The organism is Helicobacter cinaedi CCUG 18818 = ATCC BAA-847 (assembly GCF_000155475.1).
GTDB lineage: Bacteria > Campylobacterota > Campylobacteria > Campylobacterales > Helicobacteraceae > Helicobacter_C > Helicobacter_C cinaedi.
Genome location: NZ_DS990393.1, coordinates 50967 through 76833 on the forward strand (window position 1 = coordinate 50967; position 25867 = coordinate 76833).

Here is a 25867-nt window from a genome sequence, read left to right on the forward strand (position 1 = left end):
CTATGTTTCAAAAGTATCTTATTCCTTTGTGTATTGTGGCGATTATCTATCTTGTATCTACAAGTGATGCTTTAACAAATGTCAGTGCTGGACTTGCGATTTTACTCTTTGGTATGTTAAGCCTTGGAAGTGGTTTTCGTGCGTTTAATGGTGGATTTTTAGAAAATCTCCTAACAAGCTCCACAAGCACTGCTGTAAAAAGTATCACTTTTGGGACTATCGCTACTGCAGTTATGCAAAGCTCTTCTTTAGTCTCCGTGCTTTCAATCTCTTTTGTCTCCGCAGCACTCTTAAGTCTTACTCAAGGTATAGGTGTGATGTTTGGAGCAAATCTTGGTAATAGTGCGGGATCGTGGCTTATTGCAGGGGTTAGCGGTATGAAAATCTCCGCTCTTGCCTTGCCACTTATCGTTGGCGGAGTGCTGTTTAATTTTCAAAGCTCAAAGGCAGGCAAGGGTATAGGGCAGATTTTTATCGGTATTGGCTTTTTCTTTTTGGGCGTTGGGTATATTAAGGACGGATTTGAGGAATACAAGGAAGTTGTAGATTTTTCACAATATGCTATGGAGGGCTTAGGCGGGGTTTTGCTTTTTGTGGGGCTAGGAGCATTAATGACAGCTATCGTGCAAAGCTCTCACGCCACACTTACCATCATCATCTCTGCCTTTGCCGCTGGAAGTATGAGCTATGAAAATGCCCTTGCAGCGACACTTGGGACAAGTGTGGGTGGTGTGATGACAGCTGTTATTGCCTCGCTTAGCACAAATATTGATGGCAAACGACTAGCTGTGGCAAATTGTATTTTTAACTTTAGCATTGTCTTGCTTGTGATTGCGATATTTGATTATTTTGTGCTGGTAAATAGCACTATCTCTATGCTTTTGGGCTTGGAAGAAAATAGTGTTTTGCGTATTGCTGTGTTTCACACACTTTTCAATCTCGTAGGCGTAGTGCTTCTCCTTCCGCTTATCCCTAAAATCGCTATATTTTTAGAATCTGTAATGAAAGACAAAGATTCACAAGTTGATAAGCCTTTATATGTCAATGATACGATTGTGCAGTATCAAGACACCGCTTTCATCGCTCTGACACACGAAGTGTATCATTTGTATGAAAATGCCTTTGAGCTTATCTCTCACGCACTTGGATTCTCACGCCAAGATATAAAAAGCCAAGATAAAATAGATGATGTGCTAAAGGCTCGTATATGGGCGAAAGAAGATGTGGATATTGAAATTTTTTATATCAAAAAAATTAAAGTGCTTTTTAATGCCATACTTGATTTTTCCACAGAAGTGCAAACCCATACACAGGATAAAGCCTATATCTATAAGTTTGCTATGCTGACTTCTGCTTCACGCCACATTGTTGAAGCCATTAAAAATATGGAGCTTTTACAGCCAAATCTTAAAAAAAATAGTCTCTCTCAAAACAAAATCCTATCCAATGAATACAACGCCCTAAGAACACACCTTGCCTTGCTTTTGCGTAGTATTGAAGAGATTAATACCGATGAAGAGCTACACCCACAAGTCGCCATTATCAAGCTCAAAGCTCAAAAAAAGGCTTTTAAAAAGATTGATAAAGATTCAATTGTGCATATAGAATCTATGCTAAGCAAAAAGGATATTAGTGTGCCAAGTGGGACTTCACTGCTTAATGCTGTGGGTTTTAGCCATAATATCGCCAAAGAACTTGCCAATGCGATGATACAGATTCAAAAAACGCGTCTTGAGCTTGATGAAAATCAAAATGAGCTAGAAGAAAGCATAAATGATGGGAGTGTGAGAGAGTAAAAAATGAATAAGAAACTTATTTTTTTTAGTATTGTTGGAATCTCCTTTGCAATCTTGCTTTGTGTGGGGGCATTGCTTTTCATCACACAAAATACGCAAGATAAACAAACCTCCAAAGAACCCCCAAGCCTAGAATCTTTGCAAGTTAAATATGCTAGTATCACGCCTAAGCTTTGGGGAGAAAAAATGGAGGGTATCACTTCGCTTCTCCCTAGTGAAACTTTGTCTGTAGTTTATCTTACTTTTGATGCGTGTAGCGGGGCGTATGATAAGGCTTTAATTGATTATTTGAGTGAAAATAAGATTGAAGCGACATTGTTTATCAACTCACGCTGGATTGACAAGCACGAGCAGGATTTTTTAGCTTTGGCTCATAATCCGCTTTTTTCAATCCAAAATCACGGCACACTTCACCGCCCACTTAGCGTAAATGGCAAGTCAATCTACAATATTAAGGGCACAGATTCTATCCAAGGTGTCTATAATGAAATAATGGGAAATGATAGACGCATTTTTGAGCTCACTGGCAAACACCCTAGATACTTCCGCTCTGGCACGGCGTATTATGATGAAGTGGCAGTAAGTATTGCCAAAGATTTAGGCTATGAAATCGGCGGATTTGATGTGTTAGGCGATGGTGGGGCGACCTTTTCAAAAGAGAAAATTATAAAGCAAGTCAATAAAGTCAAAAATGGCTCAATTCTCATCTACCACTTCAACAAGCCAAAAAGTAATACATTTGCCGGGATTAAAGAAATCGTGCCATTACTGCAAAAAAAGGGATTTAGTTTTAAGAAGCTAGAGTAAAGATCTAGGCTAGATTCTAGCATAAGAGAAAATCCTGCCCACAAGCAAGGGAGCAGGTGCTAAAAGAATTAGTTTCCTTTAACAATTGTTGTTGAAGTAGAGTAAAGTCCAAGGATACCAAAATTCTTAGAATCTACACTTTTAATTTGAGAAATACCACCAGCTTTTGCCGCAGTATCAACAGAGCAATCACCGATAGCCACAAGACCAAGGATATTGCTACAAGTCGCACTTCCTTCTTTTGAAACTCCACTTGCTGAAGTAGCAGTCCCCGGTGTGCTGTTGTCTGTGTAAAGCATACCCGGAGCTGTCCCGGCTACAGAACAACCTGCAAAGAATGCCATAGAGCCACCTAAACCTAAAGCCAAAATAAGCTTTTTCATATAAAACTCCTTAAGGAAAATTCCACACTACACTGAAACTAGTGGGTAGCCCCATTATAAAAAAAAACGCTCCTAATAATTCTCTCTTTTTGCCACAAAAACACCAAAGATAATTACCAAAATACCCAGAATCTCAAATATTCCAAGTTTCTCACCAAGGATAAAAAAGCCCATTAACGCAGCGATTATGGGGGAAAAAAGCAATAAAAGTGAAGAGGTTTGAGTATTCACTTTGCCTAAAATATAGTTAAAAAAACCCTGCCCAATCACCTGTCCGCATAACGCAATAAGAGCAATTATCCCAAAATCTTTCATATCCTTTGGCACTTCAAAGCCTTCAAAGACTAACGCAAGGGCTAAAAGCATAAGACTTGAGCCAATACAAGCAAAAAACATTATCTCCAAAGTCCCATATCGCTTTCTTAGTGAGTAAATCACAGCCAAAAAGCAGCTATAACACAGCACACTTAAAAATGCCATAAAATCCCCAAATGGTGTTGCTACGCTTAACTCCCCTTTGCCTCCAACTAAGATAAAAATCCCAAAAAGTGCGACAATCGCCCCGACTAAAAGACTTTTTTTGAATCTTTCTTTAAAGAAAAATATGCCAATAGGCATAAGGATAAAACACGCTAAAGATGCAAAGAGATTCACATTTGCCACGCTTGTATGCCGCAATGCGAGATTAAAAAACAATAAATCAAAGGCAAAAAATATCCCTGCCAACATCATAAAAGCAATATCTTTTAATGGAATCTTAAAGACATTTCTACGCGTATTTGCCATAAGCCAGAAAATGGGCAACGCTAAGGCTATGCGGTAGAATCCCAAGTTTATAGGCGACATATCTGTAAGCTTTACTAGCACACTCGCATAGATGATAAAGCTTTCCGCCAACAAAGCTAAGAGAATATAAAAGCTAGGGCTTTGGGGGAATTTTGAGATTTTGCTGGGCTTTTTGACCAAGCTAGAATCCAAAGGGCTAGAATCTGTGGAGTTAGATTCTAGTGATTTTGATTCTAGGGCTTTGGCTTCTAGTGGGCTAGATTCTATATGTGTTTGGTGTGAAACAGAGCATTTATTGAGCGTAAAATTTTTAAGAATGGAAATTGTAGAATCTCCTGCCCCATTATTTTTCATAGTATCTTTTTTGGTAAAAAAATGGCAAATTTTAGATTTTACAAGAAATTGTGTGGCTTTCATTTAAGATTCCTACTAAGGCTATTGAAGGCTTATTTAAAGCCTTTAGCGAAATTGTAGCATAAATACACTATAATCCCGCCAAATACTATGTAACAAAGGGCTTTTATGTCAGTTTCACAAGCATATTCACATACAAATAAAATCTCCACAAATACACTAAGCTACACAACACTTTTTCAAACACTTAGTTTTATGTTAGCCTTGCTTATACTTTGCACTTGTACTAGGAGCATAATGGTGCTGCACTACATTCCGCAAGAGTTATGGGAACATCAGGACTTTTATGCAATGCTGTTTATGGGATTTAAACTTGATATGCGAAGCATTGGTATTGCAATGCTTATTTTTGTGGGGTTGAAACTTATTGCTTATATGATAGAATCTGCTCTTAAAATGCTTAGCTTTTTAGCTGGGGGGGGGGGCAAAAGACAACTTCTAAAATCTCTGCAACCCTAACTTCTTTTTTCTCCCGCTTTTCTGCTTTTTTCTTTTCATTTTATGCGTTTTTGCTTGGCTTTGTGTTTATGGTTGCAGCTATTGTGAATTTCTACTACTTCCGCACTTATGGGAGCAAGATTGATATTTTTATCTTTGGGTTAAAAGATGATGATACTTTGGCGGTTTTGTCTATTATGTGGCAGGATTATCCTGTTGTTTTAGGGATTCTCGCTTCTTTACTTTGTGGCATTATCACACTTTTTGTTTATAAGATTCCACTTAAGATTCATTTTTTAAAGCAGAAATTGCAGGTTTCGCTTCATACAATCGCATTTTTTATTTATATGCTTATTCATATTTGTTTTGTTATTTTAGTTTTTATCGCAGCTCGTGGCTCACTAGGGACATATCCTATTTCAGAAAACAATCATAATATCTCATCATTGCCCCTTCTTAATCATATCGCCACAAATCCTCTTATCGCATTTGATTGGGCAAGGACAAATTATAAGCTTAATACGCATTTTGCAGAGCCTAACATACAAAAAGGTGAAATGTTGCAAGAAAAACTCTTTCCACTTCTGCATACCACAGCAGATTCTAGCTTTTTACAAAGTAATCCGCCGCATATTATTGTAAATCTTATGGAGAGTTTTGGCACAAATATGCTTGTATATGACAATAAAGACACAAATGATTTGCTTGGCTCTTTGAGAAAACATTTTGAATCTGATTTTGTATTTTATCGCTTTTTAAGTGGGGCAAATGGCACGGCTGGTTCGTTTGTTGGACTTTTTTTCAATAGTCCAGATGCTCAAATCTCGCTTGGCAACGCAAAAAATATCAAACTCCCATATAATCCATTTGCCATATATGCAGATTCTGGTTATGAAGTCATCTATATTACTTCAGGCTATGCATCTTGGCGTGGCTTGGGGGATTATATTAAGATTCAAGGAGCGCACAAAGTCTATGATGCCATCACACTTATGGATAAATACCCTACAAGCAAACAAGATGTGAGTGCCTATGGTGTGCCTGATGAGTATGCCTACAAACTTGCGTTTGAGATTCTAAATAACGCCACAAAGCCAATCTTTATCGCCATACTCACCACAAGCAATCACCCACCCTATCATCTCCCACACAACTACACTTTAAAACCCATTTCTTTGCCAGATGAACTTCTCTTAAGACCTTCAAAAGAATCTCAAGCAAGGCTTGAGCTTGCCACAAAACTCTTTCAATACGCCAATAATGCGTTTGGGAAATTTATGGACAACATTAAACAATCACATCTTGCAAAAAATACCATTGTAAGTGCCACGGGCGATCACCGCATAAGAGATTTTGGAAGCAATCCTAGCACAGATAAAGCCTTGTATCATAGTGTGCCTTTATATCTCTATGTGCCACAAGCCTACAAAATAAATTTAACCTATGAACCCTCACGCACAGGCTCACATAAGGATATTGTCCCTACACTCTATGAGCTAAGTCTTTCAAATACGACATATATGAGCCTTGGCGGAAGAAATATACTTGCCAAAATAGATAATGAAAAATATGCTTTTGGCTATAATCAGGCAGTATGGATTGATAAAAAGGGAATCTACCCAATCCCCACAGATATTGGCTATCTATGGCAAGATTCGCAAGTATCTAAAGATTCTAAAAAATATTTTGGACTACTCTCCTTGGATGAAAGCTTTGAACTAGGAGACAAAAAAGACTTTGCCACGCTTTATAACGAGCTGTTTAACTATTCTATCTCGTGGCAAATCCACAATGCCAAAGAGAGTGAAAAGCAATAGAATCTTTGACTAAGATTCTAAAAAATAGCTAATCCCAGCAAAGCCAAATAGCCCTAGATTTTTAAGCGTTTGGATATGAGATTTGTTTATCCCACCAAGTGCCACAATGTGAGAACGCAAGGATTTAGGGAGATTGCGTAAAGATTCTATGCCAAGGGGCTTACCTTTGTTTTGGCTAGGATATATGGGACTAAGGGTGCAGTAAGTCGCCCCAAGGGCAAGGGCGGATTTTACCTCTTCAATGCTATGAGCGCTGTAGCCTATGATTTTTTTATCTGCAAAATGGGATTTTAGCGGAGCGATAAAATCTAAAAAATGGGATTTTAAATGCAGCCCATCAAACCTTGTTGAGAGTTTTACAGCTTCAATGGGGTTTGTAAAAGACAGATTCAACAAAAGTGTTTTGTGAGACAAAGGGCGAGTAAGGCTTAAAAAATCATCAACAAATTCATCATCTTTATGGCGATACATAAGCCAAGAAGCTGATTTTGCATATAATGGGAGCTTTTGCAAATACGCCCTGTCAATACAAGGCGTAATAAGAATAGGAGTGAAATTAGTGGTTTTCATCCACGACTACTGCGCCGTGAATATACACATAAGTCAAAATCATAAACACAAATGCTTGAAGCAACGCCATAAAAGTAAGAATAGCAAAAGGTGCCACAGGCACAACCCAAGGTGCAAGCATAAGCATAACAAGCAAGAACATATCATCACCCTTGATATTCCCAAAGAGACGGAAAGAAAGTGAGATAATACGAGAAAAATGCGAGATCATCTCAACTGGAAGCATAAGCGGAGCAAGCCACCATACAGGTCCCATAAAGTGTTTAAAGTATTTAAAAACACCTTGAGTGCGTATCCCCTCAAAGTGATAGTAGAAAAACACGACAAGAGCTAAAACAAGTGTAAAGCTCCAGCTTGAAGTAGGAGATTCAAAGCCCGGAATAATGCCAATGGCATTGCCAAAAAAGACTAAAAATGCGATAGTCGCAGCAAGCGGAAAATATTTACGCGCAATCTCCTCGCCCACAATATCCTTAGCAAATGAGACAATCCCGGAAATAACATATTCAAATACATTTTGTATGCCACTTGGGACAACCTGCATTCTGTGTGTAGCAACTCGTGCTAGAACCAAAATAATCACTGCCACAAGCAATGTATGAAACCCGATAATAAAATCGTGATCACCATTAATCAAACCAGCGAAAGTAAAAACTCTATTATCCATAATAATGCCTTTTTATGTAGATGGCTTGGATTATGCCAAGTTTTTTGTTAGTTTTGCTTTAAACTCTTTAATTTTATAAAAACTTTTCATCAATGTGCCAAATATGCCACATAAACACAGCACATAAAATTCCCATTGGAAGCAACAAGCCTACTTCAGGATACACAAGCCCAGCAACACTAAGTTGTGAGAGTGAATAAAACACGCCCCATATCGCTAACGCAACAATAATACTCACAAAGCTAATCAAGGTAAGATTCCCGTATCTAGGCAAAGATGGAATATAATAGGCAATAATAGCAATACACAAAGGCACGAAAAATGGTATGACAAGCAACCCATAGAGAATCCCGCGTATTTTATCGGAACTGACATTTTGCCTTTTGGCGATTTTAAGCGAGGCAAAGGCATCAACAATAGAGGCAATAGGCTTATCTTGTGCTATTGTTTCAAGCACTTTTGAGCTAAAACCTTTTAAAATCTCTAACTCTTCTTTCAAGCTTATATCCAAAGCCTTCTCTCCAAGCGTTGGAGAATTTGTAATATCCACGCTTTTAGCCTTTTTCAAAACCCATATATTTTTCTCAAAAAATGCCTCATTTGCCTCGTGATACGCCACAAGATTGCTATTTTCATCTAGGGTAAAAACTTTAATGCCCTCTGCCCTTGCCTCACCATTAAACAACGGATAAAGTTTGCGGAGAAATATGTATTGATTGCCACTTTTTAATAGCAGATTCTCGCGTATATTTTGTGCGTTTTGATAGATAATAGATTCTGCATATTCCTTTGCATAGGCAAACGGCGTGGCATTTAACCCAATAAAACCCGCAGTCAGCAAACTTGAAATCAAAAGCAATGGTGCTAGAATCTGCCTTTTAGAATAGCCTAGAGCCATAAGAGCTGTGAGTTGTGAGCTTTTAAGAAATGCCATATAAAACATAATAGAACACAAAACAAGCGAAATAGGCAAAGTATAAGTGAGTGCAAAAACCCCATCATAAAACAAAAATAAAATCAGCAAATTTGCAGAATCTGGCAACTCTTCAATATATTTAAGCGTATCAATGGCAAGAAAAAAGCCTTCCAATCCCAAAAAAATAATAAGAAAATATTTGAGATAATAAAACCCCACAAAACGGATAAGCATTACTCGCCGCCCTTACGATTAGTTGCAAAACTAAAACTAGATTCTATTTTATGAGTTTCTAAAGGAATGTTTTTAGAATCTAAAGAGTTTGCAGAATCTTTAGTTTGCGATTTTTTGTTTTGTGCGGTTTGTTTAGAAGCATTTTGTCTTGCGTTGATACCAAAGCGACTTTGCAAAGCTGTCGCAACATCTTTTAGACTATCTTGCCCCATTTGTGCAAAACTCAAAATTGCCTCTTGCAGATGAGGCATAAGGGCGTGAAAACTCTCCATTTCTTGCAAACTAAAATCGCTTAGCACATAATCCACCACACTTTGTGTAGCACTCCTGCCAATACCAAAACGCAAACGCACATACTCATTTCCCATCGTGTTATCAATGGATTTTAGCCCATTATGCCCACCGCTTGATCCTGCAAACTTAAAGCGAATATCACCAAAAGGAATGTCTAGTTCATCGTGGATAACAAGCACAGATGAAAGCTGAAAATACCGAGCAAAAGGGGCTACACTCTCCCCAGAAAGATTCATAAAAGTTTGAGGTTTTAAAAAATACAGCGTTTGATTATAGGCTTTTAGAATCCCAAGTTCAGCATTAAACTTCTTATCAAAAGCAAAATCAAAACCCAAAGCCTTTGATAAAAAATCAAGCACCATAAACCCGACATTATGCCGAGTTTTCTCGTATTTGACACCCGGATTACCAAGCCCTACAATAAGAAGGGCGGACATTATTTTGCTTTAATCACTCCAACTACTGCAACAGAAGGGCGATTTAGCACACTGACACCATCAAGCTGTGGCAAATCACGGATAAGGATAGAATCCCCTACATCTAAATCACTCACATCAAGTTCATAAGTATTAGGAAGCTTTTCAGCTGTGCATTTTACGCTAATACGCTTTGTGGAAATAAATAGCACACCTTTATTCTTAAGCCCCTTTGCACTGCCTTTTACGCTCACAGGAACTTTATATTTACTCACTACGCCTTTTTGAGCTAAAAGCAAATCCACGTGGATAATCGTATTTGTAACAGGATCTTTTTGATACTCTTGAACCACAACATCTAAAGTCTTTCCATCGACTTTCACAGGGAAAATCAATGTGCTTTTGTGTTTCACCGCCTTGATAAAATCATTCAACTTAAAGGCACAATGGATATTCTCTTGCCCCTTGCCATAGATGTTTGCAATTAGATAACCATCATTCCTCAAAGCCTTTGCTTGAGATTTTGAAATACTCTCTCTAATTTGTCCTTCTAACATTGCCAGTCCTTTTTGAAAATCTAAGGGTCGCATTATAGCTAAAAACCCTTAAATACACTTTATTCCCCGATATAAACTTGGCGAGGTCGTGTGATTCTTGTTGTTGGATCTTTGATATGCTCTAGGAGTTGCGCACACCAGCCGGGCATTCTACCGATAACAAAAATAGGCGTAAAGAGTGAAACAGGAATCTTCAACGCAGAAAGAATGATTCCAGAGTAGAAATCCACATTTGGATAGAGATTTCTCTCCACAAAGTAGCTATCATTCAACGCCACTTCTTCCACTTTATGGGCTAAATCACTCAAGCGTGAATCCATTTTGATTCCCTTAGCGTCCAAGTCATCTTTAAGCTTTTTAAGAATCTTCGCACGCGGATCGTAGTTTTTATACACCCTATGCCCAAAGCCCATAAGCCTAAATGGATCATTTTTATCCTTTGCCTTAGCGATAAATTTATCCACATTTTTCGCATCGCCAATTTCATTAAGCATATCAAGCACTTTTTCATTTGCTCCGCCGTGTGCTGCTCCCCACAACGCATTGATCCCAGCACTCAACGCCGCATAAGGGTGTGCTCCGGTTGAAGCGACATTACGCACCGTTGTTGTGGAAGCATTTTGTCCGTGATCAGCGTGAAGTGTGAAAATTTTATCCAATGCCTCAACCTCTAAAGGCGTAATTTCAGCCGGACCGCTAATTGTTTGCTTCATTTTTCCGCCCGGATACGCACGAAGCATATACAGGAAGTTTTCCACATAGCCACGCTCCACATCAGGGTAAATATATGGAATCCCAAGCGAATGTCTATACGCAAACGCCACAAGCGTTGGAATCTTAGCAATAGCGCGTCTTGCCATTACTTGTCGCTCCTCTTCATTACTCATATCCAAGTGATGAAAGTGAAATGTAGAAAGAGCCGAAAGGGCAGCAGATAGATTTGCCATAGGGTGAGCAGTGTCCGGGAAAGCATTAAAGATATTAATAAGCCCCTCGTGCAGGAAACTCCTATGCATAAGCTCTATTTCAAACTCCTTAGATTCTGCACCATTATTTGGTGCATCACCTGTAATCAAAAGCTTACACACATCGGTAAATTGATACTTCTCTACAAGCTTTTGCAGCGGGAAGCCTTTATAGAGTAGCTCCCCCTCTTTACCATTAATGTAGCTAATCGTAGATTTACACCCAGCCGTTGAGCCATAGCCCGGATCATAAGAGAAAATATTTGTGCGTTCAAAAAGCTTGGAAAAATCCACCGCTTTTGGACCCCTCGTGCATTCAATCAGCTCAAAATCAAAGCTTTCTTTTGTTGCGTTATTTGTTAGCGTAATGGTTGCCATAACATCTCCTTTATGTAAGATTTGGAATCTAAATCGCCCTTTCATTATGGCACAAACACCCAATAAAGTCAAAAAAAAATTAAATTTTTATGCAAAACTGCCACCAAAAGTGTCAAATGATACATTCAGTCAAATCATATATGCTCACCGCAATAAATTCAAATAAACTTAATATATTCTTAATTTAGCGATTTTTGCGGGGTTTTGCTGATTTTTTTGTATAATACACCAACAAATCAGCAAAAGGAGGAAATATGTCAAAGCATAAAGTTGTTTTAACAACCCAAGACAGAGAAGAACTCGCACCATTGCTAAATATCACAAAAGCCGAGCGAGAGCTTATGCCCAAAGAGATTTTAGAAAAGCTTGAACTCCTTGCCAAAGAGCAAGAAGAAGGCGGCTATCAAGATATTGAACAAATCATAGAAGAATCTTTGCAAATCGTAGAATCTCTTGAGCCAAATGCCGATGCTAGCGCACTTTATGAGACACATAAACGCTCACAGCTTAAAAGTTACATTTGGTGGAGAACACATTATCAAGTTTTCCTTGCTAGACGCAAAGCCCAACGCGCCAGACGCAAATGTCATAAAAAGAAAAAGTAATACATCTTAGATTCAAAATTTTCACTTCAAATAAGAGAGTGTAAGGTTTTCAAAGCACACTCTCGCACTCTACCAACATCTCCCCTTGTGCGTTGTAAAAATAATCCGTGCCTATGGCGTCTTCGTGGATTCTATGCTCTATCTTTACCCCATTTTCAAGCACAAACTCCACCACCCCGCCAATACTCGCACTCCCGGGCGTAGCACTTTGGACTGCTAAGACACTGCCCTTTGGCAAATGCTCTTTATACGATATCTCACGCCCATTTATCCTAAAGTCCCCATACCCTTCATCATTAGGAAACCAATCATCAACGCTACTCTTATCATCCTTATGCCCTATCACACGCACATCTTTTACAGGCACTTCAAAAGCTAGAATCTCACTCTCATTCCCCCACGATAACGCCCTAACAAATATGACTTGCGGATATAAACTTTTAAGCCTACTCAACATAGATTCTATTTTATCTGTGTCAAACCACTCCTTGCTTACACGCACAGCAAAGGCTTTTTGCTCTATCTGCTCTTGGGTAAGACATTTTTGCTTAGATTCCGCACCTCTAGCTTCCACTGCCACTATCGCCCAAAACACACATAGCATAATCACAATAAACCGCATAAGCACCCCTTTTTTTTATAGCTTCAACTATCCCTAAATTAAGATTGCAAAAAACCTAACCCCTTAAGCCTTTCTCACTCAAATACCTATCCAAACTCTCATCATCTAGCACCTCATCATAATACTGCAGGACAATCCGCCTTTTATCATTTGTCTGTATATCGCCATTTATCGTGTCAATAAACTCCCTAAAATCAGCGTTTTTATCCACTAGCATATCAATAGTTCTAAAATCCAAGTTTCTTACTAACGATGGCAAAAGCACAGAAGATTCAGTAGGCTCTAGCTCTAGCTTTATAAGCCCAATGCCAAAGCTACTATGCAGCCGCCTTAGCTCATCAAACACTTCAGAATCTAGCTCTTCATACACCACCAAATACCCCTCATTTGCAAAGCTAGAGTTACTCACCGCCTGAAAGTAGCTCTCTTTCAAATTGCTAAAATCAAGTGAAACTTTTAGCTCAAAGGAGTAAATCTTAAAATCGCGGCGGTTTAGATTCTGACTTAGCTCTAGTGTTTCTCTCTCACTATAATCATTAAATGGAAAATGCACACCCACAATATCGGGATAGTTCCACTTATCCTGCCCGCTTTGTGTCTTTTTACTCTTTTCGTGCTTAATAGTCTTTGCATACGCATCAAAATAATCTTTTGCAAACCGCACAAACAGCGGGTGCAAATCCCGCTCGTGAAAGCCTCTGCCTTTTTGCTTTTCATAGTCTGTCTTGTTTGTTTGCATTATAGATTCTAATCCCTTTTGCAGCTCATTCTCTCTTGCTTTTAGCCAAAAGGTCGTGGGGTTAGTTGAAGCTTTCATAAAGATAGAATCTTGCTTATCTCGCATATCTCTCTAAAGTCGGTCATATATCGTTTTAACTGTCTGTCGATTCGCATTTGCTAGATTCTTATCCAATCCTTTTTCTACCGCTATATCCCAAACCTGTCCCGCTTTAAGCGGAGCAGTCGCACTCTCTAGCACAGCCCTTGCCACTTCCAAATATGTCATTTTCTTTTGCATTTTTATCCTTTTTCTTAGTCTCTACCCAAACACCCTTTTGAATATAGAATCCACATTTTTTGTGTAGTAGCTAAACTCAAAACATTCGCGGATTGCCGCTATGCCGATAAGCCCTACAAGTTCGCTATCCGCTAAAAGATATTGTAAATAAAGCGATTCACCCTTGTCATTTACCGCCGCTTTGCCTTCCTGCAAATCACCCCAAACTTTCATCGCATTTCTTTGCACGATTTTATAGGCATCTTCGCGTGATACGCCTTTTTTAGGTAGCTCTAGTAAGATTCGTTGTGAAAATACAAGCCCACCGGTGAGATTTAGATTTTTCATCATATTTTTAGGATACACCACTAGCTTTTCAAGCAGCCCTTTTAAACGCATTAGCATAAAATCTGTGGTGATAAAGCTATCAGGTAAAATAAATCGCTCCACACTACTATGGCTGATGTCTCGCTCGTGCCACAACGCGACATTCTCCATTGCGGGCAGGGCATAAGCGCGTATCATTCTGCAAAGCCCCGTGATATTTTCACTCAAAACCGGGTTTCGCTTATGGGGCATAGCAGAGCTTCCCTTCTGCCCAGATTCAAAATACTCTTCTGCTTCATAGACTTCTGTGCGTTGCAAATGCCGCACCTGTAGTGCGATTTTCTCACAGCTACTAGCCAAAAGGGCTAAATCACTCATAAGCCTAGCGTATCTATCCCTCTGTATCACTTGATTACTCACAGGGGCGGGTTTTAGCCCTAACTCTTTGCAGACGAGTTCTTCTAACTCCATAGGCGTATGAGCGAGATTCCCCATTGCCCCACTTAGCTGCCCCACAGAGATGACTTCAAGCGTAGATTCTAACGCCTTTAAATGCCGCCCTAGCTCATCATACCAAATCGCCAAAACTAGCCCAAAAGTGATAGGTTCTCCGTGGATTCCGTGGCTTCGCCCCACCATTAGCGTGTCTTTATACTGATATGCACGCACCTTTATCGCCGATCTTACCTGTCTTATATCATCTAAAATAATCTTTAAGCTATCTCGCATTTGCAGTGCCACTGCGGTATCTATGCAATCACTAGAAGTGATCCCATAATGCACCCACCGGCTCTCCTCTCCCAAGCTCTCCGCCACAGAAGTGGTAAAGGCGATTAAGTCGTGTTTGGTAACAGATTCAATCTCATCAATCCTAGCGATGTCAAATTTCGCGTTTTTGCATATCTTTTCACAATCGCTATCGGGGATTAGCCCTAGCTTATTCCAGCCACGCACTAACGCCTTTTCCACTTCAAGCCAAGCAGAATATTTGGCATTCATATCCCATAGCTTTTTCATCTCTTCTCTTGCGTATCGCTCTACCATTTTTACTCCTTCATCATTTGTTAAATCTATACCGCGTTATACCCGCCTTTGTGGAGATAATTATAATGAATCTAAGCTTAATATGCTACAATCGCGGATTTGAAACAATATTGAAAACGACAAGTGTAAAATCACAAGCCCAAAGCTAGATTCTACAATGATAAGGATTCCTATGAATACTCCTTTAAATATCGCCCTTTTACAGCTCCCGCCACTCTCCCCAACCGACACGCGACTGCATCAATACCTAGGTGCATGCAAAAAGCAAAAGGTTAGCCTTGTGGCGTTTGGGGAATATGTCTTTAACCCATTTTTTAGGGAGTTTGATAAAAATCATTCTAAAGAGATGATAAGTGCCATTTCGCATAACGCCCTAAACACGCTACAAAAACTAGCCAAAAAATACAAGCTTGATATTATCGCTCCATTGCTACTTGGCGAAAATGGAGATGGTGGGAATGGCAAGCTTTATAAATCTATTGTCCATATCAGCAATGATGAGAAAAACTCCATACATATTTATCATCAACAACGCCTTATTGCCTATCCACACTGGAATGAAAAGAAGTTTTTTAATAATAAGCTTCCAAAATCCCCCAAAACACCCACTGTATTTGAGAAATGTGGGCTGAATCTTGGCGTGATTAGCGGCTTTGAAGCACATTTTGATGAACTATGGCTAAGGCTTAAGAATGCTAAAGTAGATGTTGTGATTATGCCTTGTAGCAATACTTTTGGCTCCAAAACACGCTGGAGAAATCTCTGCTCTATGCGTGCTTTTACAAACTCTATGGCACTTTTGCGTGTCAATCGTGTAGGCAGTGGCGTGTATGATGAAACGCAGTGGCAATTTTATGGCGATAGCTTGTTTATTAACGCCAATGGCGAGATTGAGGAAAATCTTGGCGATAAAGAGGGAATGCTACTTGTAAGTATTGAAAAAGAGCAGATTCTAAACGCACAAAAAGAATGGGGATTTAGAATCTAAGAAATGTGCTATAATGGCTCATCTTATTTCAAGGACACAAGTGCTGCAACAAAGTAATCATCAACCTTTACAATCCACCCCGCAAGATTCCACCCACGACTCTATCAAAGATTTTATCAAGGACGCCACGCCAGAATCTAGTTTAGATTCCATAGAATCAGAATCTGCACCAAGAGAAGAACGCACAATAAAAATCATTCTAGGCGTAGGCATAGCCCTTATTTTTGGCATTATCGCAGCAATTTTAGCAAGGGTGTATCTTGGGGCTTCTTTTAAGGTTTCAGCCCTGCTTGGCATTATTGCCTTGCTTGTTACACTTTGGACGAATAAAGCCCTGCCACTAGGGGTTGTCTCACTTCTGCCTATTATTCTTTTCCCAAGCTTTGGCATACTTGATACCAAAAGTGCCACGGAAAATTACGCCAATCCCATTATCTATCTCTTTTTGGGCGGCTTTATGTTAGCCACCGCCACAGAAAAAATCGGACTTCATAAAATCATCGCCAAAAAGTTTTTCTCCTTTTTTCCGCAGAATCCAAAGGGCGTTATCTCCGCACTTGGACTTGCTTCTTGTGTGCTTGGCACAGCTTTATCAAATTCCACAACCGCGATTTTGCTTCTACCCATTGCCCTATCAATCACGCAGGATTATTTTCTTAAAATGCGTTTTTTACTTGCTGTGGCATTTGGAGCGAGTATCAGCGGGATTACAACGCCTATTGGCTCACCGCCGAATCTTATTTTCCTAGGATTCTTAGAAAAGCTTGGCTTTGATAGCATAAGCTTTACCACTTGGATTTTTATGATGGCTCCGCTTACTTGCCTTATGCTTTATACGATGATTTATATCCTATCTTTTGGCACACAAGGTCATAGCGTGGAGTTTAAAGCATTTGAAAATATACAAGTTCGCACTGAACACAAGCGGTTATTATTTTTCATCGCTCTTTTGCTTGTTGTGCTGTTTTTAAACTCTCCCATTAAGCCTTTGTATGATGGCTTGGGGCTAAATGAAAATGTGATTTTACTAGCCTTTGGGCTACTGATGTTTGTGCCAAAGCTTGGGTTTTTGGATTGGGATGATTCTAAATCTATCCCTTATGAGCTGATATTTTTGTTTGGTGCGGGGTTTTGTATTGCCACTGCCTTTTCTCAATCCGAGCTTGGTGGAGTGTTTGAAGGATATTTTATGCAGTTTGCAAATTTGCCATTTTTTGTATTTTTGCTTCTTGCTTGTGTGTGTGCGATTATCGCCACGGGCTTTTTAAGCACAACGGCACTTATTGCTATTTTACTGCCTATCATTTATACCGCTACGCAGTCGTTTTTGGTCGCAGATGAGCCGACAATCACAATGCTTGCGATTACTATTTGTGCGAGTTTTTCTTTTATGATTCCTATCTCTACACCGCCTAATGCCATAGTCTTTGAAAAAGGCGGTATCAAAGTGTTGGATATGGTGCGATTTGGATTCTTGCTAAGTGTTGTGGGGATTGTGGCTGTGAGTATCTTTGCCTTTGCGTATTGGCGGTGGTTTTTAGAGTAGGCAAATAATTTTATGAAAAAAGATAATATCAATTAATTATAAAATGATAGAATCTGGCCGCTTTGCTAGTCAAGGTTAAGATAAACTTTACTTTTTTAACAAACAACAATTAGGAGCCACGATGAAAAAGGTTTATTTAGATAACAATGCCACGACAATGCTAGACCCTAGCATTAAGGCATTGATGGAGCCTTATTTTTGCGAAAAGTTTGGGAATCCAAATAGTTTGCATAAATACGGCACAGAGACGCACCCAGCGATTGCTGAAGCCATAGAGAAGCTATACAAGGGCATTGATGCGGACGATAATGATGATATTATCATCACTTCTTGTGCGACAGAGTCAAATAACTGGGTGATTAAGGGCGTGTATTTTGATGAGATCGTGAAAAAGGGCAAGAAGCATATTGTTACCACAGAGGTGGAGCACCCCGCAGTTAGGGCAACTTGTAGCTTTTTAGAATCTTTGGGTGTTGAGGTTACCTATCTGCCCATTAACGCACAAGGCACAATCACTACCGAGCAAGTGCGTGAAGCCCTGCGTGAAGATACCGCACTTGTTAGCATAATGTGGGCGAATAATGAGACCGGGCTTATTTTCCCTATTGAAGAGATTGGTGCATTATGCAAACAAAAAGGTGTGCTTTTCCATACTGACGCGGTGCAGGCTATCGGCAAGATTCCAGTCAGTGTGAAAAAGGTAAATGTGGATTTTCTAAGCTTTTCAGCACATAAGTTTCACGGACCAAAGGGCATTGGCGGCTTGTATATTAGAAAAGGTGTGGAGCTTACCCCGCTTTTACACGGCGGAGAGCATATGCGGGGCAGACGCTCTGGCACACTCAATGTCCCCTATATCATCGGTATGGGCGAGGCGATGAAGCTTGCCACAGACTACCTAGACTTTGAGCTTACACAAGTTAGAAAGCTTAGAGATAGGCTAGAAGACGCACTTTTAAGCATACCTGATGTGTTTGTCGTTGGCACAAGGGAAAATCGTGTCCCAAATACGACACTCATTAGTGTGCGAGGTATTGAAGGTGAGGCAATGCTATGGGATTTAAACAAAGCTGGTATTGCTGCATCAACGGGCAGTGCGTGTGCGAGTGAAGACTTGGAGGCAAATCCTGTAATGGTAGCCATTGGAGCGGATAGGGAACTAGCCCATACAGCTATTAGAATCTCTCTTAGTAGATTCACTACAAGTGAAGAGATTGATTATACTATTGAAGTGTTTAAGAAAGCGGTGGGGAGACTTAGGGCGATTTCTAGTAGTTATGAAAACTAGATTCTAAGACATTCACATTTGGGTATGCGATTTGTGCGATTATGGGGATTTTAGGATAGTCATTACCGCTTTAGGTAACTCCTACCCTAAAATCCCCATAAAGCCCACAAAGCCATACAGCAACTGCTAGAATGTGGGTTTTGTGTTGTGTTTTTGAATAAAAGCGAATTTTATGTTTTTATCTCAAAGATAAAGATACTTCCGCAATGTGTTTTGATGTGCTAGATTCTAGAATCTAAGCGGTAAAATTTATACAACAAAAAAAAGGAAAGAAAATGACAAAGAATGATTTAATCGGTGGTGCGTTATGGGACGCATATTTTTAATGAGAAATTTGCGATTATAGGGCAAAAGATGACTTTTATAGATTTTTGTAGTGGTATTGGCGGGGGGCGTTTGGGGCTAGAATCTTGTGGTTTGAAATGCTTGGGTTTTAGTGAGATTGATAGGGCAGCCATTAAAACTTACAAAACTTTTTTTAATACTTCAAATGAGCTAGAACTCGGCGATTTAACGCAGATTAATCCACAATCTTTGCCTGATTTTGATTTGCTTATTTCTGGTTTTCCTTGTCAAAGCTTTAGCATTGTTGGCAAAAGAGAGGGCTTAGAGAATAAAGAAAAAGGGCAGATTATTTTTTATCTTGCTGAGATTCTAAAGGCTAAACAACCTAGCTTTTTTATCTTAGAAAATGTTAAAGGCTTATTTAATCACAATAAGGGGCAAACGCTAAAAGAGATTCTAAAACTTTTAGAATCTTGTGGCTATCAAGTTTTTCATAAGCTTTTAAATAGTCTTGATTTTGCCTTAGCCCAAGCTAGAGAGAGAGTATATTTTGTAGGGATTAGAAAGGATAAAAAGCGTGATTTTAGTTTTAGTCAAAGAATGACAAAAAAAGCATTAAAAGAGTTTTTAACGCCCAAACAAGATAACATTTTTAGCAGAGATTCGCAGAGTTATCAAACCTTTTTAAGATTTTTAGAAAACAAATATAATAAAGGCAGATTTGATTTAACACAGATTTTAGATAAAGATTTTTTAGTGCTTGATACAAGACAGAGTGATTTAAGATTGTATGAAAACAAGATTCCAACACTAAGACGAGATAGGCAAGGACTTTTTTATGTTTTTAATAAAGAACTTTATCGCTTAAGTGGTTTAGAGGCTTTGAGATTGCAGGGCTTTGAAAAAATTCAAAAAATAGAGTTAAAAATCAAGCACTTATCGCAAAATGATATTTTAAGACAATGCGGAAATGCAATGAGTGTTAATGTTATAGAATCTATCGCCAAAGATTTATTATGTAATGACGGCAAGGGGGCATAAATGGATAAAGTTAAGCTTGGCCCACAAACCGCAAAAAATGGATTCAAAAATGAAGCTTTTGTTGTGGCTATTTTTAATAATTGGCAAAATGAGATTCTAGCTCAAAAGTGGCTTAAAGCTATGGGCTATGACTTAGAATCAATAGAAGAAGTAAAAGCAGAAAAAATCAAAGGTAGTTTTAAAGCCGATGTGCAGATAGTAATTTTAGTGCAGATTAAATTACAAAAATTGCAAGATGTGCAAAATATCCAAGTAAAACTTGTTTCTAATAATCAAGGTTTCAATCAAATTGATAAAAGATGGCTTACTTCCTATAATGAATTGTGGAATTTTCCTAAAGATATTTATGAAATTTTACAATATTTTGTTGGTGAAAAAGAGCCTAAAATAGAGAATCCAAAGGATAAAAGGCGAATGTTTTTTAATGAATTTTCACAAAAAGAACAAGATAAGATTCTAAACTTTTTTAACGAAAATAGGATTCTAATTTTAAACGATATTTTAAAAGGTAGAGGGCAGTTTGCAAGCGAATGGTTTTTGGTAATTTTGAGACTAGAAAGCAACATAGAATGGGTGCTAAAACCTATCAATGAAGTGATAAATTTTTATGGCGGTGAAGTTATGTTTTCTCCACAAGGAAGCCTTAAGATTGGTAAGGTTACTATGCAAAGAAAAGGTGGCGATGGTGGCAGAGAAAGTGCGAAAATGTTGCAATTTAAGATTAATCCCCTGTTACTTATGCAAAAATAAGCAACTAAACCAAATTTGAAAGGAAAGTTAAACAAAAACTTAGCAACACAAGATAAAGTGTTACTAACTTTTTGTTTAAACATAAATTTGAAAGGAAAAGAAAATGGCAAAGAATGATTTAATCGGTGGTGCGTTATGGGACGCATATTCAAACAAAGTAAGTGAGAGAATGGATAATCCCACACATTTAGGCGTTTTGACACAAAAAGATGCTGATGAAAAGGGAGCAAAACTCATCGTAGCAGACTATGGCGCGGAAGCGTGTGGCGATGCGGTGCGGCTGTATTGGCTTGTGGATTCTGATGATACAATCATTGATGCGAAGTTCAAAAGCTTTGGCTGTGGGACGGCGATTGCAAGTAGCGATATGATGGTAGAACTCTGCCTTGGCAAAAAGGTGCAGGACGCGGTAAAAATCACAAACCTTGATGTAGAGTACGCCTTGCGTGATGACCCTGATACACCGGCTGTCCCGGGGCAGAAAATGCACTGCTCTGTTATGGCGTATGATGTGATTAAAAAAGCAGCGGGGATTTATCTAGGCAAGGACGCAGCGGACTTTGAGAGTGAAATCATCGTGTGTGAATGTGCGAGAGTTAGCCTATCTACCATTAAAGAAGTCATCAAACTAAATGATTTAAAAAGTGTAGAAGAAATCACAAACTACACAAAAGCAGGGGCGTTTTGTAAAAGCTGCATTAAGCCGGGCGGACACGAGGAAAGGGAGTATTATTTGGTAGATATACTTGCTGAAGTCAGGGCTGAAATGGATAAAGAATCTATGAAAAAAGTCGCTGATAAAGGCGGAGACATCGCATTTGCTGAAATGACAATGGTGCAAAAGGTAAAGGCGATTGATAAAGTGATTGATGCCAATATCCGCCCTATGCTTATGATGGATGGGGGCGATATGGAGATTTTAGACATTAAGGATACAAGCGATGGATTCATTGATGTGTATATCCGCTATCTTGGGGCGTGTAGCGGCTGTGCGAGTGGGGCAACAGGCACATTGTATGCCATAGAATCTGTGTTGCAAGAGCAACTAGATTCTAAAATCCGCGTTTTGCCGATATGATTGAAGCTAGTTTCTAGCAAAGCTTTGCTTGTGGCTAGAAACTAGCTTCACTAAGATTTTTGGATTAAAACCCTTGCGAATTTTTCTTTTCCATTGATGTGTGGCATATATTTCTTGTTTTGGACAATTATATATCCGCATTCTAACACTCCATTGAGAATCTGCCTTGCCGATACCCCAAAGGGTTTATCATAATCATTTGGAATATAATTTTTATCCACAGATAAAATATTATCATCATCAAATCTTTTATACACATCTGGAATCTCATCAAGTGGCATAAATTTTAAGCGTTTGATATTAGGGCGATCTTTGATAGGAAAATTTGTAAAAAAATGCCCTGCTGCCTCCACGGCAACTCTCTTTGGATTGAGATACCAATCCACCCGCGTATATCCCGCCCACGCCTTTTTATCCATAAAATAAGGAATAAAAGCGGTGGTTACACAATTTGTAATATTTGAGATAATGATAAATTTCTTTTGACTTCTTATTAGAATCTGCCAATACTCTATCGCACGAGAAAAGGGCGGATTTGTGCAGACAATATCCGCTTCTTCGTTTAGAATCCTTAAAGATTCTGTCTCTTCAAAGCCGCCATTATAGCCCTTTGGCGTGTCAAACATCTCATTTGCACCATCTTTGGTAAAAATATAGCCCTTTGTCCCTGCGTTAAACAAATCCACCTTGCCACTATAATGTGTGCAAATGAGCTTTTTAAGCTTTAGTCTAAAAAAGTGTTTTATGAAATAAAGTGCGAAGGCTGATGAGTCTGTATAGTCGCGTTTTGAGCCTATGGCGTCATCGCAGTTACAAAAGACGACCTTGTCTTTCCATATTTTTGTAGGATACATTGAGAGCTCTTTCTCCACATCTTCCATACGCGTATAAAATTCATCGTCCTTTACTCTCATCGCCTTATCTAGCAAAGTCTTTCTTGTAACGCCCCTGTCTTTCATACTTGGTTTGGGTGTTTTTGGTTTAGCGATTTTTGGCTTTTTAGATTCTTTTAGCACGATTTTTTTGAGAAAATGCTCACTCGCATAGATAAAATCCACATACATATCAAAAAGACTTGGATTATAAAAGTAGATTTCTCTGTTTGTCTGCTCTCTTAGATGAGCGAAGTTATTTTTAATATCCTGCTCTAAGGCTCTCATATTGCTCACTTCAGCAGCAAAGAGAATGCTATAAGTATTATCGCTTGATATGCCTGTGATGGCGTTATATTCTTTCAATCGACGATTAAGGTCATTTGTAATGCCTATTTTACATTTACTTACTTCAAGCTGCGATTGCACAATGTAGAGATATTGCTTCATCTATGTCCTTTGTATTTTTGCGATTTTTAAATAGGAATTATAGTAAAGAAAAAATGAAAATTTGTTTTATAAAAAGCTCTTATAGGTTTTTATAAATATCTCAAGTATCACATTTATCGTGTTTTAGGGAACTCCACGCGAATGCTCGTGCCAACTCCAAGCTGACTTTTTAGCTCTATTTTTGCATTATGAATCTTAGCAATATGCTTTACAATTGATAGCCCTAGCCCACTGCCGCCAAGCTTCTTACTGCGGCTCTTATCCACGCAATAAAACCGCTCAAATACCCTTTCTTGCTCTTCTAGCGGTATCCCTATACCTGAATCTTTCACGCACACACTCACACCTTGGGCGTTTTGGCTTAAAAGTAGCGTGATTTGACTTTTCTCATTGCTGTATTTAATGGCATTTTCCACAAGGTTATAAATCATATCTTCAATTAAAGAGCTAATGCCCCAAATCTTACTTTCACGCCCATTAGTGCTAATAACAATCTCAATGCCCTTTTCATCAGCTAAAGATTTAAGATTCTTGCCCACTCGCTTTAGAATCTCGCCCAAATCAAGCGGACTTTTCTCTAGCTCAATGGTATTTTCATCAAAAAATGACAAACGCAGAATCTTATCAATCAATGTCAATAAACGATTAGATTCTGTATAAATTTTTGTAAGAAACTCCGCTTCATCTTCTTTCTTCACAAGCCCACTTTTTAGCATTTCACTACTTGCTAGGATAATGGCTAAGGGCGTTTTTAGCTCGTGGGTAACATTTGCGCTAAACTCTTTTCTAAAATCTTGGGCTTGTTTTTGTGAGCTTTTATCAATAAGCACCATTGCGATGGCTTGGAGCTGAGTTTTTACCCATACAGGCAAGGCAATAACATATAAAGTGCGTCCTTTTATCTCGCATTCAAAGCTACAATCGCTACCCTCTGTATTATTTTGGGGCTTATTCATAATATTTTGTAGCTCGGCTTGTAATGTCGCTAAATGCGGGGATTCAAAAAGTGTATCAATAGAATCTATCTGCAAATACTCAAGGGCTATGGGGTTGCAGGACTTGATATAAAGCTCACTATCAAGGAGCAAAAAGCCCTCATTCATATTTTGGATAATCGTCTCAATCTCGTGCTGTCGTGCGTTGATAATGCGGAGTTGCTTTTTGATTTTTTTCTTTTGCTTGGCAATGCGTTGCATAAAGATTTGAAGCTCTGGGTAGGGATTTGTCTGTATGGGCGAAGAAAGATTAATATTTTCAATGGGCTTAATGATTTTCTTACTCAAAATTGAAGCCAAAATCCCGCTTAGTGCCAAGCCAAAAAGAAGTAACACACACAAATAGGGCAAAAAGTCAAAAAGCACAAGGCTTAAAGCCTTTTTCTGCTCACTTAAACGCACGATGATGTTTTGCGAATCTACACTCATCATTGTGGCGACATAGAGTGTTTGCTCATTGAGTGTGGCAGATTCTCTTTGGGTGAAAATGGGCTTGTTCGCGTGATTGGCAAATTGTGTTAAAACATCTTGGACTTCTTGTCGCCAAAGATGATTATCCATAGATTCTGCTTGTGCCTTACTATCATAAAGCACTTGACCTTGCGTTGAAATCAGCGTAATACGATAGGGAGCAGGAAGAATATTTTCCCTTTGGGACAAAATCTCTTGTATATCATCAGTATTTAAATGCCTAAGCGTGTAGTGTAATCTCTCAAAGCTTTGTGATTTAATAAGATTATCAAGGATAAAAGCTACACTCAGCACACTTAGAATCTGCACACTTAAGATACCTAAAAAAATCGCATAAAAAATCTTTTTTTTCATTTTCCCCCTTTGTGTGAATGAAGCTTATGCTATGCGTTTGTATTAAACTGATACCCCACACCGCGTATTGTTTTGATATGTTTGCCATACTTGCCAAGCTTTGAACGCAAGGTGTTAATGTGAATATCAATCGTGCGTGTCCCAGAGATATTATACCCCCAAATAATTTCAAGCAACTCTTCTCTGCTAAAAACACGATTAGTAGAGCTCATTAGCAATCCCAAAAGCTCAAACTCTTTTAATGTGAGATGTAAAGATTCTCCGCCTATACTCACGCTATGGATTGTTTTAGAGTATTTCAAATCGCCATAACTCATCTCACAATCATTCTGCGTATGGCTTCTACGCAACAACGCTTTAATTCTAGCAATAAGCTCCAAAGCACTAAAAGGCTTGGTAAGATAGTCATCAGCCCCGCTATCTAACCCCTTAATCTTATCAAACTCACTTCCAAGTGCGGTTAGCATTATCACGGGGATATTTTTGCTCTTATGATTTTGACGCATTTTGTGTAAAACACTTAGCCCATCTTCTTGAGGCAGCATCACATCAAGCACCACGCAGGAAGGCGATTCCTTTGCCATAGCTTCCCAAAATTCACTCGGCAGACTAAAGCCCTTTGCCTTTAAATTTGCAGAGTTTAACGCATACAGCACAAGGCTCAAAATCCCCTCATCATCTTCAAGTATAAAAATCACTTTATATCCTTTATGTAA

The 25867-nt window shown here is 38.9% G+C and carries 24 protein-coding genes and 1 pseudogene; 11 read left to right on the forward strand and 14 right to left on the reverse strand.

What is annotated here, in order from left to right; translation table 11 throughout:
- Nucleotides 1-2 precede the first annotated feature (2 nt).
- A complete protein-coding gene (locus HCCG_RS08180) occupies nucleotides 3-1796 on the forward strand; it encodes a Na/Pi cotransporter family protein (RefSeq protein WP_002957024.1) in 1794 nt (597 codons plus the stop codon).
- Between the two features lie 3 nt (nucleotides 1797-1799).
- Complete coding sequence (locus HCCG_RS08185; RefSeq protein ID WP_002957025.1) at nucleotides 1800-2603, forward strand: polysaccharide deacetylase family protein; 804 nt, start codon at nucleotides 1800-1802, stop codon at nucleotides 2601-2603.
- Between the two features lie 68 nt (nucleotides 2604-2671).
- Here HCCG_RS08185 and HCCG_RS08190 read toward each other — a convergent pair whose 3' ends face one another.
- Nucleotides 2672-2986: a TRL-like family protein gene (locus HCCG_RS08190; RefSeq protein WP_002957026.1), complete on the reverse strand. Its 315-nt coding sequence runs from the start codon at nucleotides 2984-2986 to the stop codon at nucleotides 2672-2674.
- A 72-nt stretch (nucleotides 2987-3058) separates the two neighbouring features.
- The gene (locus HCCG_RS08195) at nucleotides 3059-4189 is read right to left on the reverse strand and encodes a DMT family transporter (protein ID WP_014666434.1); all 1131 of its coding nucleotides are present in this window, start codon (nucleotides 4187-4189) and stop codon (nucleotides 3059-3061) included.
- A 105-nt stretch (nucleotides 4190-4294) separates the two neighbouring features.
- Here HCCG_RS08195 and HCCG_RS08200 point away from each other — a divergent pair, with 105 nt between their 5' ends.
- Together HCCG_RS08200 and HCCG_RS08205 are read left to right on the forward strand one after the other, a co-directional pair.
- Nucleotides 4295-4645, forward strand: coding sequence for a hypothetical protein (locus HCCG_RS08200; RefSeq protein ID WP_002957028.1), 351 nt, complete (start codon nucleotides 4295-4297; stop codon nucleotides 4643-4645).
- A gap of 68 nt (nucleotides 4646-4713) precedes the next feature.
- A complete protein-coding gene (locus HCCG_RS08205) occupies nucleotides 4714-6441 on the forward strand; it encodes an LTA synthase family protein (protein ID WP_230197934.1) in 1728 nt (575 codons plus the stop codon).
- Nucleotides 6442-6450: 9 nt separating this feature from the next.
- Here HCCG_RS08205 and HCCG_RS08210 read toward each other — a convergent pair whose 3' ends face one another.
- The 6 genes from HCCG_RS08210 to HCCG_RS08235 form a co-directional block, all read right to left on the reverse strand.
- Entirely contained in the window at nucleotides 6451-7011 is a 561-nt protein-coding gene (locus HCCG_RS08210) for a thiamine phosphate synthase (protein ID WP_002957030.1), read from the reverse strand.
- The gene (locus HCCG_RS08215) at nucleotides 6998-7678 is read right to left on the reverse strand and encodes a F0F1 ATP synthase subunit A (protein ID WP_002957031.1); all 681 of its coding nucleotides are present in this window, start codon (nucleotides 7676-7678) and stop codon (nucleotides 6998-7000) included. The genes HCCG_RS08210 and HCCG_RS08215 overlap by 14 nt, the downstream gene beginning before the upstream one ends.
- Before the next feature lie 73 nt (nucleotides 7679-7751).
- Entirely contained in the window at nucleotides 7752-8828 is a 1077-nt protein-coding gene (locus tag HCCG_RS08220; protein WP_002957032.1) for an LptF/LptG family permease, read from the reverse strand.
- Nucleotides 8828-9559, reverse strand: coding sequence for an aminoacyl-tRNA hydrolase (gene pth / locus HCCG_RS08225; RefSeq protein ID WP_002957033.1), 732 nt, complete (start codon nucleotides 9557-9559; stop codon nucleotides 8828-8830). The genes HCCG_RS08220 and pth overlap by 1 nt, the downstream gene beginning before the upstream one ends.
- Nucleotides 9559-10095, reverse strand: a complete 537-nt coding sequence (locus HCCG_RS08230; protein WP_002957034.1) for a 50S ribosomal protein L25/general stress protein Ctc — start codon at nucleotides 10093-10095, stop codon at nucleotides 9559-9561. Before HCCG_RS08230 ends, pth begins: the two co-directional genes overlap by 1 nt.
- A 59-nt stretch (nucleotides 10096-10154) precedes the next feature.
- Nucleotides 10155-11438, reverse strand: coding sequence for a citrate synthase (locus HCCG_RS08235; RefSeq protein ID WP_002957035.1), 1284 nt, complete (start codon nucleotides 11436-11438; stop codon nucleotides 10155-10157).
- A gap of 254 nt (nucleotides 11439-11692) precedes the next feature.
- Here HCCG_RS08235 and HCCG_RS08240 point away from each other — a divergent pair, with 254 nt between their 5' ends.
- Complete coding sequence (locus tag HCCG_RS08240) at nucleotides 11693-12043, forward strand: hypothetical protein (RefSeq protein ID WP_002957036.1); 351 nt, start codon at nucleotides 11693-11695, stop codon at nucleotides 12041-12043.
- Nucleotides 12044-12092: 49 nt separating this feature from the next.
- Here HCCG_RS08240 and HCCG_RS08245 read toward each other — a convergent pair whose 3' ends face one another.
- The 3 genes and pseudogenes from HCCG_RS08245 to purB all read right to left on the reverse strand — a co-directional run bounded on the left by HCCG_RS08245 (nucleotide 12093) and on the right by purB (nucleotide 15033).
- The gene (locus HCCG_RS08245) at nucleotides 12093-12665 is read right to left on the reverse strand and encodes a hypothetical protein (protein ID WP_014666430.1); all 573 of its coding nucleotides are present in this window, start codon (nucleotides 12663-12665) and stop codon (nucleotides 12093-12095) included.
- Between the two features lie 55 nt (nucleotides 12666-12720).
- Nucleotides 12721-13683 (reverse strand): annotated as a pseudogene (locus HCCG_RS08250) (HTH domain-containing protein).
- A 21-nt stretch (nucleotides 13684-13704) separates the two neighbouring features.
- The gene (purB, locus tag HCCG_RS08255) at nucleotides 13705-15033 is read right to left on the reverse strand and encodes an adenylosuccinate lyase (RefSeq protein WP_002957039.1); all 1329 of its coding nucleotides are present in this window, start codon (nucleotides 15031-15033) and stop codon (nucleotides 13705-13707) included.
- Nucleotides 15034-15205: 172 nt separating this feature from the next.
- On the opposite strand from purB, the gene HCCG_RS08260 reads away from it, so the two are divergent.
- The 6 genes from HCCG_RS08260 (at nucleotide 15206) to HCCG_RS08285 (ending at nucleotide 22009) form a co-directional block, all read left to right on the forward strand.
- A complete protein-coding gene (locus HCCG_RS08260; RefSeq protein ID WP_002957040.1) occupies nucleotides 15206-16021 on the forward strand; it encodes a carbon-nitrogen hydrolase family protein in 816 nt (271 codons plus the stop codon).
- A gap of 40 nt (nucleotides 16022-16061) precedes the next feature.
- Nucleotides 16062-17567: an SLC13 family permease gene (locus HCCG_RS08265; protein ID WP_014666426.1), complete on the forward strand. Its 1506-nt coding sequence runs from the start codon at nucleotides 16062-16064 to the stop codon at nucleotides 17565-17567.
- Between the two features lie 121 nt (nucleotides 17568-17688).
- Nucleotides 17689-18855, forward strand: a complete 1167-nt coding sequence (locus tag HCCG_RS08270) for a NifS family cysteine desulfurase (protein ID WP_002957042.1) — start codon at nucleotides 17689-17691, stop codon at nucleotides 18853-18855.
- A gap of 354 nt (nucleotides 18856-19209) precedes the next feature.
- Nucleotides 19210-20181, forward strand: a complete 972-nt coding sequence (gene dcm, locus HCCG_RS08275; RefSeq protein WP_002957043.1) for a DNA (cytosine-5-)-methyltransferase — start codon at nucleotides 19210-19212, stop codon at nucleotides 20179-20181.
- Nucleotides 20182-20931, forward strand: a complete 750-nt coding sequence (locus HCCG_RS08280; RefSeq protein WP_002957044.1) for a PDDEXK family nuclease — start codon at nucleotides 20182-20184, stop codon at nucleotides 20929-20931.
- A gap of 103 nt (nucleotides 20932-21034) precedes the next feature.
- Complete coding sequence (locus HCCG_RS08285) at nucleotides 21035-22009, forward strand: iron-sulfur cluster assembly scaffold protein NifU (protein ID WP_002957045.1); 975 nt, start codon at nucleotides 21035-21037, stop codon at nucleotides 22007-22009.
- A gap of 50 nt (nucleotides 22010-22059) precedes the next feature.
- Here HCCG_RS08285 and HCCG_RS08290 read toward each other — a convergent pair whose 3' ends face one another.
- The 3 genes from HCCG_RS08290 to HCCG_RS08300 form a co-directional block, all read right to left on the reverse strand.
- The gene (locus HCCG_RS08290) at nucleotides 22060-23331 is read right to left on the reverse strand and encodes an adenine-specific methyltransferase EcoRI family protein (RefSeq protein WP_014666423.1); all 1272 of its coding nucleotides are present in this window, start codon (nucleotides 23329-23331) and stop codon (nucleotides 22060-22062) included.
- Nucleotides 23332-23444: 113 nt separating this feature from the next.
- A complete protein-coding gene (locus tag HCCG_RS08295) occupies nucleotides 23445-25151 on the reverse strand; it encodes a sensor histidine kinase (protein ID WP_002957047.1) in 1707 nt (568 codons plus the stop codon).
- 29 nt (nucleotides 25152-25180) lie between these two features.
- Nucleotides 25181-25849: a response regulator transcription factor gene (locus HCCG_RS08300; RefSeq protein ID WP_002957048.1), complete on the reverse strand. Its 669-nt coding sequence runs from the start codon at nucleotides 25847-25849 to the stop codon at nucleotides 25181-25183.
- Nucleotides 25850-25867 lie beyond the last annotated feature (18 nt).

Bases quoted from the DNA above. Each gene is read 5' to 3' on its own strand.
- HCCG_RS08180 (WP_002957024.1), top strand. From the start codon at position 3: ATGTTTCAAAAGTATCTTATTCCTTTGTGTATTGTGGCGATTATCTAT.
- HCCG_RS08185 (WP_002957025.1), top strand. From the start codon at position 1,800: ATGAATAAGAAACTTATTTTTTTTAGTATTGTTGGAATCTCCTTTGCA.
- HCCG_RS08190 (WP_002957026.1), bottom strand. From the start codon at position 2,986: ATGAAAAAGCTTATTTTGGCTTTAGGTTTAGGTGGCTCTATGGCATTC.
- HCCG_RS08195 (WP_014666434.1), bottom strand. From the start codon at position 4,189: ATGAAAGCCACACAATTTCTTGTAAAATCTAAAATTTGCCATTTTTTT.
- HCCG_RS08200 (WP_002957028.1), top strand. From the start codon at position 4,295: ATGTCAGTTTCACAAGCATATTCACATACAAATAAAATCTCCACAAAT.
- HCCG_RS08205 (WP_230197934.1), top strand. From the start codon at position 4,714: ATGGTTGCAGCTATTGTGAATTTCTACTACTTCCGCACTTATGGGAGC.
- HCCG_RS08210 (WP_002957030.1), bottom strand. From the start codon at position 7,011: ATGAAAACCACTAATTTCACTCCTATTCTTATTACGCCTTGTATTGAC.
- HCCG_RS08215 (WP_002957031.1), bottom strand. From the start codon at position 7,678: ATGGATAATAGAGTTTTTACTTTCGCTGGTTTGATTAATGGTGATCAC.
- HCCG_RS08220 (WP_002957032.1), bottom strand. From the start codon at position 8,828: ATGCTTATCCGTTTTGTGGGGTTTTATTATCTCAAATATTTTCTTATT.
- pth (WP_002957033.1), bottom strand. From the start codon at position 9,559: ATGTCCGCCCTTCTTATTGTAGGGCTTGGTAATCCGGGTGTCAAATAC.
- HCCG_RS08230 (WP_002957034.1), bottom strand. From the start codon at position 10,095: ATGTTAGAAGGACAAATTAGAGAGAGTATTTCAAAATCTCAAGCAAAG.
- HCCG_RS08235 (WP_002957035.1), bottom strand. From the start codon at position 11,438: ATGGCAACCATTACGCTAACAAATAACGCAACAAAAGAAAGCTTTGAT.
- HCCG_RS08240 (WP_002957036.1), top strand. From the start codon at position 11,693: ATGTCAAAGCATAAAGTTGTTTTAACAACCCAAGACAGAGAAGAACTC.
- HCCG_RS08245 (WP_014666430.1), bottom strand. From the start codon at position 12,665: ATGCGGTTTATTGTGATTATGCTATGTGTGTTTTGGGCGATAGTGGCA.
- purB (WP_002957039.1), bottom strand. From the start codon at position 15,033: ATGGTAGAGCGATACGCAAGAGAAGAGATGAAAAAGCTATGGGATATG.
- HCCG_RS08260 (WP_002957040.1), top strand. From the start codon at position 15,206: ATGAATACTCCTTTAAATATCGCCCTTTTACAGCTCCCGCCACTCTCC.
- HCCG_RS08270 (WP_002957042.1), top strand. From the start codon at position 17,689: ATGAAAAAGGTTTATTTAGATAACAATGCCACGACAATGCTAGACCCT.
- dcm (WP_002957043.1), top strand. From the start codon at position 19,210: ATGACTTTTATAGATTTTTGTAGTGGTATTGGCGGGGGGCGTTTGGGG.
- HCCG_RS08280 (WP_002957044.1), top strand. From the start codon at position 20,182: ATGGATAAAGTTAAGCTTGGCCCACAAACCGCAAAAAATGGATTCAAA.
- HCCG_RS08285 (WP_002957045.1), top strand. From the start codon at position 21,035: ATGGCAAAGAATGATTTAATCGGTGGTGCGTTATGGGACGCATATTCA.
- HCCG_RS08290 (WP_014666423.1), bottom strand. From the start codon at position 23,331: ATGAAGCAATATCTCTACATTGTGCAATCGCAGCTTGAAGTAAGTAAA.
- HCCG_RS08295 (WP_002957047.1), bottom strand. From the start codon at position 25,151: ATGAAAAAAAAGATTTTTTATGCGATTTTTTTAGGTATCTTAAGTGTG.